Source organism: Telluria mixta (assembly GCF_029223865.1).
Taxonomy (GTDB): domain Bacteria; phylum Pseudomonadota; class Gammaproteobacteria; order Burkholderiales; family Burkholderiaceae_D; genus Telluria; species Telluria mixta.
Map to the genome: position 1 here is coordinate 1,089,324 of NZ_CP119520.1, position 11,743 is coordinate 1,101,066.

6 protein-coding genes and 1 rRNA gene are annotated in these 11,743 nt (G+C 68.0%); 5 read left to right on the forward strand and 2 right to left on the reverse strand.

Features of this window, described 5'->3' with window-relative positions:
* The first annotated feature begins 94 nt into the window (after window positions 1-94).
* On the forward strand, window positions 95-1,102 hold the full coding sequence (locus tag P0M04_RS04865; RefSeq protein WP_259452965.1) for a YeiH family protein: 1,008 nt from the start codon (window positions 95-97) through the stop codon (window positions 1,100-1,102).
* On the opposite strand, the gene P0M04_RS04870 is transcribed toward P0M04_RS04865, so the two are convergent.
* A complete protein-coding gene (locus P0M04_RS04870) occupies window positions 1,065-4,037 on the reverse strand; it encodes a glycosyl hydrolase 115 family protein (protein WP_259452964.1) in 2,973 nt (990 codons plus the stop codon). The two genes, P0M04_RS04865 and P0M04_RS04870, sit on opposite strands and share 38 nt — an antisense overlap.
* 160 nt (window positions 4,038-4,197) lie before the next feature.
* Here P0M04_RS04870 and P0M04_RS04875 point away from each other — a divergent pair, with 160 nt between their 5' ends.
* The 4 genes from P0M04_RS04875 to P0M04_RS04890 all read left to right on the forward strand — a co-directional run bounded on the left by P0M04_RS04875 (window position 4,198) and on the right by P0M04_RS04890 (window position 11,536).
* Complete coding sequence (locus P0M04_RS04875) at window positions 4,198-4,644, forward strand: VOC family protein (RefSeq protein ID WP_259452963.1); 447 nt, start codon at window positions 4,198-4,200, stop codon at window positions 4,642-4,644.
* Between the two features lie 34 nt (window positions 4,645-4,678).
* Window positions 4,679-7,726 carry a hypothetical protein gene (locus P0M04_RS04880; protein WP_259452962.1) on the forward strand — a complete coding sequence of 1,016 codons (3,048 nt, stop codon included), beginning with the start codon at window positions 4,679-4,681 and terminating at the stop codon, window positions 7,724-7,726.
* Window positions 7,723-9,372, forward strand: a complete 1,650-nt coding sequence (locus P0M04_RS04885) for an SWIM zinc finger family protein (RefSeq protein ID WP_259452961.1) — start codon at window positions 7,723-7,725, stop codon at window positions 9,370-9,372. Before P0M04_RS04880 ends, P0M04_RS04885 begins: the two co-directional genes overlap by 4 nt.
* Before the next feature lie 286 nt (window positions 9,373-9,658).
* A complete protein-coding gene (locus P0M04_RS04890; protein ID WP_259452960.1) occupies window positions 9,659-11,536 on the forward strand; it encodes a reverse transcriptase family protein in 1,878 nt (625 codons plus the stop codon).
* A 51-nt stretch (window positions 11,537-11,587) separates the two neighbouring features.
* Here the strand turns inward: P0M04_RS04890 and rrf are convergent.
* A 5S ribosomal RNA gene (rrf, locus tag P0M04_RS04895) occupies window positions 11,588-11,700 on the reverse strand.
* Between the last annotated feature and the right edge of the window lie 43 nt (window positions 11,701-11,743).

Sequence of the window (11,743 nt, forward strand, 5' to 3'; positions counted from 1 at the left end):
TCGTTCGATTCAGGTAAATGATTTGTGCGAAATTTTAAGATGGACCGAACGATCCTGTCGAGCCGATACTGCGGGCTCGAACCAGGAGAACACCATGAACGACAAGATCCTGACGCTGGTCCCCGGCATTGCGCTGAGTGCCGCCGTCACCGGCGCCGCCATCCTGCTGGAGCGCGGCGAGACCGCCCTGTTCGGCCGCGCATGGCTCGAAAGCCTCGTCCTGGCCATCCTGCTGGGGAGCCTGGTCCGCACCGTCGCGACCGTCCCCGCAAGGTGCGAGGCCGGCGTGCGCTTTTCCGCCAGGGTCGTCCTCGAACTGGCCGTGATGCTGCTCGGCGCATCCGTCAGCGCAGGCGCGATCGTCGCGCACGGGCTGCCGCTGCTGGCCGGGATCGCGCTGTCGGTCGTGCTGGCGATCGCGTTCAGCTACACCGTCGGCCGGCTACTGGGGCTGCCGCACGAAATGGCCGTGCTGGTCGCATGCGGGAATTCGATCTGCGGGAACTCGGCGATCGCCGCCGTCGCGCCGGTCATCGATGCCCAGGGCAAGGACGTGGCGTCGTCGATCGCGTTCACGGCCGTGCTGGGTGTCGTCGTCGTGCTCGTGCTGCCGCTGCTCGACCGCGTCCTCGGCCTGACGCCCCTCCAGTACGGCATCTTCGCGGGCATGACCGTGTACGCCGTGCCGCAGGTGCTGGCCGCGGCGGCGCCCGTGTCGCAGGCGAGCCTGCAGATCGGGACGCTGGTAAAACTGGCGCGGGTACTGATGCTGGGGCCCGTCGTGCTCGGACTGTCGCTGTTCCGGCGCGACGGTGCGCGCCGCGCCTCGCTGCCGCTCGCGCAACTCGTCCCGTGGTTCATCGTCGGTTTCCTCGCGCTGATGCTGCTGCGCTCCGTCGGTGCGCTGCCGCCCGTCGTGCTCGAACCGGCGCACGCGGCGTCCGGATGGCTGACCAGCATGTCGATGGCGGCCCTCGGCCTCGGCGTCGACGCCCGCGCCGTACTGCGCGCGGGCGGCAAGGTGACGGCGACCGTCGTCGTGTCGCTGGTCGGGCTGGGCGCGATCAGTTGGGGGCTGATTGCGCTGCTGGGGATCCGCTGACCGGATAGTACGGGCTTTCCTGCGGCCCGAGATAACTGGGCCGCAGCCCGCCGGCATCGACGACGAGGCGCTGCAGCACGAGACCCGGGTCAAGCGCCCAGAATTTCACGGTATGGCGGCCCGGGCGTGCCACACGATGGGTGGTGACGAATTGCGCGACGCCGTCCGAGACAATCTTGCTCCAGTGCCGTTCGGAGCCATCCGCATGGACGTTGACCACCTGCGGCGCCTCGTCATCGATCGAGACCGCGTAGCGGAAGCCCTCGCCCGGCTGGAACTTGAGCGTCGGCCCGAGGACGGCCTGCACCTTCAGCTCGCCGGACGTAAAGAGATTCACCTCGTACTCGAGCCGCATCCCATCCGCGACCTTCAACGCGTTCGCCGCGACGGGCAAGGTGCTCATGCCGGACAGCGTGCGGCCATAGCCGGGAATCCTGAGCCACTGCCGGCCGGATGGCGCCAGCGCGCGGGTGTAATGCTCCGCCTCGATCGCCACGACGCCCTGCGTTTCCACGTGGCCCCGCGCCGTGTCGGGCGCCAGGTCGGCCGGCCGGCGCACGGGCACCTTGACCTCGACCTGCGCCTTGGCCGGACCGCTGATGGTCAACGATGCCATCGTGGTACCTGCGGGGACGGCGCTCCAGTCCACATCGACGACGATGCGCTGCTCCTTGCTCACGCGGCCGGCCTTGTGACTCAGGCGGATCCACGGATGGCTCGTCGTGATGGCGTAGTCGAACGGCTGGGCGCTGCGGTTGAACAGTTCCAGATAACGCGGCTGTTTTTCGAACACGTCCAGCGGCGGCAATACGAGCTGGCGGATCGGGAAGACAGGCCAGGCGATGGCGTCGCCCTGCACCGCCACGCCCATCTGGTCGGACGGGTGAATGCCGTTCGGCGCCGCCAGCTGGCCGGGCGCAGGAACGCGCAGTTCCGACACGGCCGGCATCACGTCGCGGTAAGGCTGGTCCCAGTTGGTGTAGCCGAAGCGCGTCTGCGACATCATGTGATTCCATTTGCCGCCGCTGATCTCGCGCTGGTATTGATTGGCGAGATCGGCGTCGCGCTGGAACAGCTGGCGCACGCGCGCCGCCATGTCGTTCGTCGTCACGCGGCCCTGGCGCGCATACAGGCGATTGAGGCCGGTCGACACGTACATATCAAGGGCATTGGCGGACGCGCGGACGGGATATTCCACGAGCTGGAAGTAGGCGTCGCGCATGTTCGCTGGCAGCGTGCGGCCGACGCGCACCGCTTCGTCGGCAAGCGCGTTGTAGTCCGCGACGACGCGCGCTGCCTCATCGTAGTTGGTGAGGCTGTAGGTCTCGGGCTCCAGCTGTTCCGGACGGCGCCGCGCGTTGTAGCGCGTGTATTTATCGACGATGGACGCGATGGTCTCCGCATGCGCCGCGCCGAATTCGCGGGTGGCCCAGGCGCGCAGGTACTCGGGCAGCCGCTCCGCCGGCCACGCTTGCGGGTTCCACGCATACGCCATGAAGAATTCGGTGGGCACTTCCATCGGCTTCAGGTCGCCCACGTTGACGACCCACAGCCGGTTCGCGCCGTATTCGTTCGCGAGGTTCATCTGCTCCCACACCTTGGCGATCTGGGTCACGTTCAGCCATTTGTACGAGCGGGGACCGCCGACGTAATCGAAGTGGTAGTAGACGCCGGCACCGCCGCCGCGCTTGCGTTCTTCGGCGGTGGGCAGGCGACGGATATTGCCCCAGTTGTCGTCGCACCAGAGCAGCAGCATGTCGTCCGGGACGCGCATGCCCTTCTCGTAATAGTCCTGCACTTCCTTGTACAGGGCCCACAACTGCGGCACCTTCTCCGGTTCCTGGCCGAGCTCCTTCTTGATGATCGAGCGCTGGTCGCGGACGATCTGCTGCAGCAGGTCGACGTTGGCGTCTTCCGACATCGGCTCGTCGCCGTCGCCGCGCATCGCCATCGTGATCACCTTTTCGTAATCGCGCGTATTGCGCAGGCCCTGCGCCCAGAAGTCGCGCAGCACGTCGCCGTTGCGGTGGTAATCCCACGGCCCCTTGCCGTAGCGCTTCCACTCCTGCTGCGCCCGCATCATCGGTTCGTGATGGGACGTGCCCATCACGATGCCCATCATGTCGGCGAGCTTGCCGTTGTCCTTGTCGTCGTCATAGAACGACGAGTACCACATGGCCGGCCACAGGTAATTGGCACGCATGCGAAGCATCAGCTCGAACAGCTTTTCGTAGAACTTGTGATTGAAGCCGCCGAAGCGCTCCTTCGCCCAATTGGTCAGCACGGGCGCCTCGTCGTTGAGGAACAGGCCGCGGTACTGGACAGTCGGCTTTTCCATGATGTGCGTGCCGAGCGCCACGCTGAGCGAGCGGTGATGCACGATCGGCACGTCGGCCCACCAATACCAGGGCGAGACCCCGATCTGTTCCGACAGCGTATAGATCCCGTAGATCGTGCCGCGCTTGTCGCTGCCGGCGATGACCAGCGCCCGCTGCACGCCGGGCATCGGGTCGGCGACCGCCTGGATGACGAAGCCTTCCCACTGGCCGGCCAGCGCGCGCGTGTCGATCTTGCCCTGTTGTGCGAGACGGTCGATCAGGGCGTGGTGCCCGAGCGTGCCGACGATGATCACGTCGCCCGACGCTGACGGACGGTCGACCTGCCATTGCGGCGTCTTGCCCGTCACGCTGCCGATATCGCGCTGCAGGTCGCGCGCCGCGCGCAGCACGCCGGGATATTCGTCCGTGCCGACGACGATGGGCGCCGCACGTCCGGCCTGGACCAGCGCCACGCCGCTCTTCCCTTCGGTATCGACGAACCGCGCCGTGCCGATCGCGTGGACCTGCCCCGCGATCAGCAATCCCGCCACTGCCGTCACGAGGCCTAGCAATGCGCGGACCGCGCGCCATGAATCCTTACTGGTACTTCGCTGCATGAACGTCTCCTCCGTTGAATGACCGACGGTCCCCGGATGTTATATAACATTGCTTATCGTTATTTTTGGTAGCGCAATCATTCGAGTCTACCGACAGGCGGGTCGCAGGTCAAACGGCTGCTACACTTGTATTTAGCCAATAAACAACGAAGGGGACCCCATGCGGCAAGCCATCGTCCACATCGCCCTCGTCGTGCGCGACTACGACGAAGCGATCGATTTCTACGTCAACAAGCTCGGTTTCGACCTGCTGGACGATACGTACCAGCCGACGCAGGACAAGCGCTGGGTCGTGGTGGCGCCGCCGGGCGGTACGGGCACCACACTGCTGCTGGCCAAGGCATCGAAGCCGGAACAGGTGCCGTTCGTCGGCAACCAGGCCGGCGGCCGCGTGTTCCTGTTCCTGAACACGGACGATTTCTGGCGCGACTACGAACGCCTGCGCGGACATGGGGTGCACTTCGTGCGCGAGCCGAAGGAAGAAGACTACGGCACGGTGGCCGTGTTCGCAGATTTGTACGGCAATCTGTGGGACCTGCTGCAACTGCGGCCGGACCACCCGATCGCGGCACGTCTGCACGTTTACCACGAGAGCAACGATGTATAGAATGCAAGATTCCACATGACCCCGAGGGCGATGCGTGAAACTGATCAGAACGGCGAGCCTGGTCCGGCGACAAAAAGACAGCATCGTCCATTGTGAAATCGAGTTGTGCCTGGCGCCGGGTGCATCCGACCGCTACCTGGTCAACCTGCGCCAGGGCCGCATGGGCGAGGAATGGCGGGAAACGACGCGCACCCCGCAACCCGTCGCCCTGGCCGATGCCGACACGCTGTTCCACCTCGCCGTCACCGAGCGCATGGCGCAGGGCTTCGTCGATCCGGCGGATCCCGCGCCCGCGTCCATCCCCGCCGCGCCGCCGCCCATCCCTGTATCGACCGACGCCGACCGCATCCTGCTCCAGCGGCTGGAACCCGGCAGCTGGCGCCGGCTCGCGCAGACGCAGCGCAACCGCACGATCTGGCGCGTGGGCGAACGCCGTCTTGCCGCCGCGGTGCCGACGCTCGTCGGCCTGCTCGAACGGGGCGACGCAATGCAGGACTATTGCATCGCCTGGGCCATCGGCCGCTGCGGCGACGCCGGCGCGGCCGAGGCGATGCAGCAGCTGGCGGCACGCGGCGCCAGCGATGCCGTGCGTCGCGTCGCGCTGCACGCCTGGCTGATGCTGGCGGGCCCCGATGCGCGCCGCGCCCATGCGCAGGCCCTCGTCGCCGACTGGCCGCAAGACCTGCGCGAGACGTGGGCACGCAACGACATTGATACATTGGTGGCGCGGGCCGCCACCGGCAACGGCTGGCGCAACGTGCCGCTCGACGCCTGGCTGGAGCAGCTCGACCAGGTGGCACAGGCCGACGATCAGCCGCTGGCGCGCCGTGTGCTGCTGGCCGCGCTGCGCGCCGTGCCGCTCGCCGCCGGCAGCTTCCGCGCCGTGCGCCACCTCTTCAAAATGGCGGAAATGCGCGCCGACGGTGAACTCTTCGGCCTGCTGCAGCGCCGCTTCGAAACGACGGCGCATACCGCGCAGCGTTACGTCTACACGCGCACGGGCTACCGCACCTTCGCAGAGGAAGCGGCGCGACCCGACAGCACGGTGGCCTACGGCGTCGTGACCCGCCACTACCTGCTGCGGCGCGGCTGGCGCACGTTGCGGCGCCTGGGCGAGGACGCCTCGCCCGACTTCATCCCGCTGGCCCTCGGCATCCTGGCCACCTACGACGACCGCGACGCCAACGTCCGCACGGCCGGCCGCATCGTCGACCGCTATGGCCACTGGCCGCTGTTCAACCACCTGCTGCGCGCCCGCGCCGGCCTGCGCCGCAGCGCATCGGGCCTGAGCTGGTATCACGATGGCGCGCGTCCGGCGGGCGACGTGCGGCACGAAGCCTTCCCCGAGCTGTGGGACCGGCATCCGGACGCCCTGTTGTGGCTCATGCAGCACAGCCGCTGCGAAGGCGTGCATGCCTTCGCAGCGCGTGCCCTTGCCGGCAATACGGCCTACTGCGCCTCACTGCCCCTTGCCACGCTGCGCGAGCTGCTGCGCAGCCATTACCTGCCGACCGCCCTGTTCGCCTTCGAGACGGCGCGCCGCCGCTTCGAACCCGGCGTGCCGGATGGCGAATGGCTGCTGCTGTTCGTGCAGTCGACGCTGCCGCAGGCGCAGCAGTATGCGCTCGACTGCATCGGCCGCGCGCCCGACGTCTATGCGGCCGACGCGGCCCTCGTCGTCGCGGTGTTGTGTGCTTCGGTGGAAGCCGTGCGGCGCCAGGGCTGGATCCTGTGCCAGGCCGCGCTCAAGCTGCCGGGCCAGCCGGACGCCATCGTCCTGCGCCTGCTCGACTGGCTCGATGGATGCACCGACCAGGACGACGTCGCGGCCGCCGCGCCCGACATCGTCTGGGCGCTCGATCATCCGCTGCAACCGGCCGCTCAGCAGGCGCCGTACGAGCGCCTCCTGATGCTGTTGCGCCACGCGCTGGCGCCGGTGCGCGCGCTGGCCTGCGCATGGCTGCTGCTGCATACGGCGCCGGCGTCCAGCCTGCCGCCGGCCGTGCTGGCGGCGCTGCTGCGCGATCCCGATCCGGCCGTGCGCGCGCTGGGCGTGCGGCTGTTCGGTGTCCTGCCCGACGCGATGCTGGCCACGCAGGTCGACCTCGTCGCCGTGTTCGCGTGCGCCCCGGACGCGCAGGTGCGCCAAGCGATCGACCCCGTCATCGCGCGCCTGGCGCCGGTCGATGCGGTGTTCGCGTCGACCCTGCTGCCGGCGCTGCTCGACGGCCTGTTCCGCGCCGAAACCGGCGCCGGCATGCACGCCGACTTGCTGTCGTGGATCACCGGACCGCTGGCGCACGCGCCCGGCCTCGCGGACGCGGACCTGCTGCGGCGCCTGCTGGCCGCGCGCAGCAAGGGCGCGCAGCTGCTCGGCGCGGCGCTCGTCGACCGCTTCGACCCGCTGCGATTCGACGTCGCCGACTGGGCCGCGTTCGGCCGCAACCAGAACGTCAGCGTGCGCCGCTGGGCCTACGCGGCATTCGAGGCCCATCCCGAACGGGCGCGGGCGCAGCTCGAGGCGGCGCTGCGCCTGTTCGACAGCCGCTTCGACGATACGCGCGCCTTCGCCATCCGCTATTTCGGGTCCGTCTGCACGCGCGAGGACTGGACGCCGCTGCTGCTGGTGAGCCTGTGCGACCATGCCGACCCGGCCGCGCAACGCTTCGGCCGCGCGCTGATCACGGCGCACGTGGACGTGGCCGACGCGGCCGACTTCATGCTCAAGTTGAGCCAGCACCCGTCGGCGAACATGCAGCTGTTCGTCAGCAGCTGGCTTGAAAGCGCCAGCGCAGGCGACATCGACACGCTGCGCCGCCTCGAACCGTACTTCCTCACCGTGCTCTCGCAGGTCAACCGCGGCCGCACGGCCAAGAGCCGCGTGCAGGACTTCCTGGCGCAACAGGCGATGCTGTCCGACGACATCGCCGCCTTCGTCGCGCGCCTGTTCGCGCGCCAGGTGGTCACGGTGGCCATCGGCGACAAGGCGCGCTACATCGAAGCCCTGCGCGCGATCCAGGCGCGCTACCCGCATCTGCCGGCCGTGCTGACGGTCCAACCTCCGGCGCGTATACCCTCATGAGATTCCAGTACCGCTACTACGGCGCGACGAGCGTCGACAACGGCGCCTCGTCCACCACGATGCGCTTCGCGCCGGACACCTTGCGGCCGCCGACGTACTTCGTCGCCGACGTCAACCGGCGCGTGCCGTTCCGCGAGGCGATGTCGGCCCTGCACGACGTCGTCACCGCCGACCAGCGTTACCAGGCGCCCGACAAGACAGCCTATAAAGCGTGGCTGGCCGCGAACGAGGCGCGGCTGCTGGCCGAATTCCAGGCCCGGTCAAGCGACCTGCGCGCGCGCCAGGCGCCGATCGTGGAAGAACTCGCGACGATCCGCGCGCGCAAGGACAAGGTGCTGCAACCGTTCCACAAGGCGCAGTCGCGGTTCTTCAGCTACCTGTTCCTGACCAACCGCGACATGTGGATCGTGCTCGACCCGGTGATCACGGTGCATCCGGACCGCGTGTTCTTCGAATGCTTCAGCCGTGACGAATCGAGTTACGCGTCGCTCAGCTGCGACCACGAGATGTTCGATCACGTCGGCGAATTCGCATGCGGCACCACCAACATCGATTACTCGGCCGCGCTGTACGACGAATTCCAGAAGATCCGCGACTACAAGACGACGCGGCTCGCGATCGATCCCGCCGGCTTCCAGGTGACGACGGCGGACGATCCCGCCTTCATCGAGGAAAAGATCGACGTGCCCGATACCTGGGTGCGCGGCTTCCTGCAGGTGAGCAGCGCGATGAACCTGCCGGCGCGCCGGCTCGACCTGCACCCGATGGACGTGTACAACTTCTGCCACGTGCTGCGGCGCCGGCGCGAGCGTGCCGGTCCGCGTTCGATCCGCTTCATCCTCACGCCGGGCGAACCGGTGCGCGCCGTGTTCGAACCGTGGAACGTGGAAGTCGTGTGCCGCCGCTCGGTCTACCAGGGCGGCACTGCCGAGGAAATCCGCATCTGGGGCCGGCGCCGCCTGCTGCTGCTCGAACGCCTGCTCCCGCTGGCGCAGGGTTTTACCGTGCACCTGATGGGCAACGGCATGCCCAGCTTCTGGATCGCCGACCTGCCCGGCATGCGCTTCACGCTCGGCCTGTCCGGCTGGGTCGCGAACGACTGGTCACGCGCGGGCCGCTTCGACCTGCTCGCGCCGCGCGGCGACGTCGACGACGATACGAAGGAACGCGTCTACGCGGCCCTCGCGCGGCGCTGGTTCGCCACGGCGGACGCGCTGGCCATGGACACGGGCCTGGAACGCGCGGCCGTCGAACGCGCGCTGACGCTGTACACGCAGGCCGGCCGCGTGATCTACGACCTGGCGCACGGCGTGTATCGCCTGCGCGAGCTGGCGCGCGATCCGCTGCCGCTCGACACGCTGCGCTTTTCCAGCACGGCCGAACAGGACGCGGCCGCCATCGTCGCGCTGCATGCGCTGGACGAGGGGCCGGTCGAAACACTGCCCGACGGTGCGGTGCGCCTGTCCGGCACAGCCCGGAGCGGCGACAGGCGCTACCGGACGATGCTCGTACTCGACGCCGACCAGCGCATCGCGGACGGCGCGTGCGAGTGCAACCAGTTCACGCAGCACCGGCTGCGCCACGGACCCTGCCCGCACATGCTCGCGTTGCGCCTCGTGCATGCACGCCGCGAGGCCATCGCATGATGTTATACTTCCTTCAACAGGTGCGGTCGGATGGCTCTTGCAAACCGGACGGTGGATCGCCGTCCACGTATTCAGCCCTCCCCATGCGTCACTGGCGCGCTCTTCACTGTGCCAAACTGACGCCGGTAGCGCGAGTCGGTGTGAATTCGCCGAATTACGTCAGCGCTACCGGCGTCGTTTGGCGTCGAGTTGAGCGCGCCAGTCCTGCCGGCCCTTCGATGACGATCCCGCCGCGCCTGTTTCTTCCTGCCGCCCCCTTTAGGGCTTTCCAATGCGGGGCTTTCCCATGAGTGCCAATCCCACGTCCGCCTCCACGCGCGAGGCCTTGTATGCGCGCATTCGCGCGTCGTCGCGTACCGAAGTCACGCTCGAGGAGATGAAGCGGCTCGGCTTCTGGCCCGACGACGACACCTCGCTGGCCGAAGCCGAGCAGCTGATCAAGCGCGAGACCGAACTACAGCAGGCCTTGAGTGATCTCGGACGCGAACTGCGCGAGGTCGAGGATCCGGCACTGGCCCTCAAGCGCATGCGCAAGGAACGCATGGCCCGCGCGAAGGCCCGGCGCGAGGAGACGCGTCAGCGCCGCGCGCGCGAACGCCACGAACGGGCGCTGGCGTGGCATGCGCGCCGCGCCAAAGAGCTTTTATATTTGGGCGCCGGCGTATCGGCCGGCCTGAACGAGGCGCGCAGCGACGCCGACCAGCTGGCGCGCCTGTCGCTGCCGCCCATGCACGACGCGCAGGACCTGGCGAACGCCATGGGCCTGTCGCTGGAAGAGCTGCGCTTTCTCGCGTTCGAACGGCGCGTGTCGCGCATCAGCCACTACCGCCGCTTCGCCATGCCGAAGAAGGCGGGCGGCGAGCGCATCATCTCGGCCCCGATGCCGCGCCTGAAGCGGGCGCAGTACTGGGTGCTCGACAACGTTCTTGTGCGCGCGCCCGTACATCCGGCCGCGCACGGCTTCCTGGCCGGCCGCTCCATCGTCAGCAACGCCGCGCCGCACGTCGGCCAGGCGGTTGTCATCAACGTCGACTTGAAGGACTTCTTCCCGTCGATCGCGCTGCCGCGCGTGCGCGGCGTGTTCCGCCAGCTCGGCTACGGCAAGCAGGTCGCGACGACGCTGGCGCTGCTGTGCACCGAATCCGCGACCGAGGAAGTGCAGGTCGACGGCGAGACGTTCCACGTCGCGCACGGCCCGCGCGTCCTGCCGCAGGGTGCGCCGACGAGTCCTGCGCTGACCAACATCCTGTGCCGCCGTCTGGACGCGCGGCTGCAGGGCGCAGCGGCACGGCTCGGTTTCCGGTACACGCGCTATGCCGACGACCTGACGTTTTCAGGCGACGAATCGGTGCGCAAGTTGGCGGCCAAGCTGCTGTGGCGCGTGCGTCAGATCGTCATCGACGAGGGCTTCACACCGCATCCGGACAAGCAGCACGTGATGCGCAGCCATGCGCGCCAGAGCGTGACAGGCATCGTCGTCAACGAGAAGCCCGCCGTGGACCGCGACACGCTGCGCCGTTTCCGCGCGGTGCTGTTCCAGGTCGAGAAGGATGGACCGGCCGGCAAGCAGTGGAACGGCAACGACAACGTGCTGGCGGCGCTGGAAGGCTATGCGCACTTCATCCGCATGGTCGATGCCGATAAGGGCACACCGCTGCTGGCGCGCGTGCGTGCGGCGCGCGCGAAGTGGAGCGGTGACGTAGTCGCGCCGGAGGCGGTCCCGCGGCGCGCCGGTGGGCAGTTCCGTACGCTGGCGGCGCAAGGCAAGGCGCCGTGGCCGGACTTCTGGCAGGCCGGCACACCGCCGGCACCCATGCTGGAAAAGACGCAGGAGCAGGTCGAGACGGAACGCAAGCTCGCCAGGCAGGAGGCGGAGCCGCGCAAGCCGGTGCCCTCGCCCGCGCCGGCCAACGATCTGATCGCGAGGCGTGGCGAACGCACGGCGCGCCGCAATCCCCTGCTCATCGGTGGCGGGCGCATGACGTGGTATGCGGTCGCCCTGCAGGGCGTCGTCGCGCTGCTCCTGAGCCGTAAGCTCGACAGCAATGTGCCGATTCTCGCCATGCTCGCGTTGTACTGGCTGTCGGTACGGTATCGCCGGATGCTGTGGGTACCGTTTATCGTCGCGATGGTGCTGATCTGGGCGGTGCTGGCGCCGCGCTGAAAAGCAAAAAGCCCGCTCAGTGCATACTGAGCGGGCTTTTCTTAATAACTAGCCTGACGATAACCTACTTTCACACTGGTTGCAGCACTATCATCGGCGCAGAGTCTTTTCACGGTCCTGTTCGGGATGGGAAGGGGTGGTACAGACTTGCTATGGTCATCAGGCATAACTTGTATGAGTGCCGCAGCTTAGTGCATGCGTCACTCT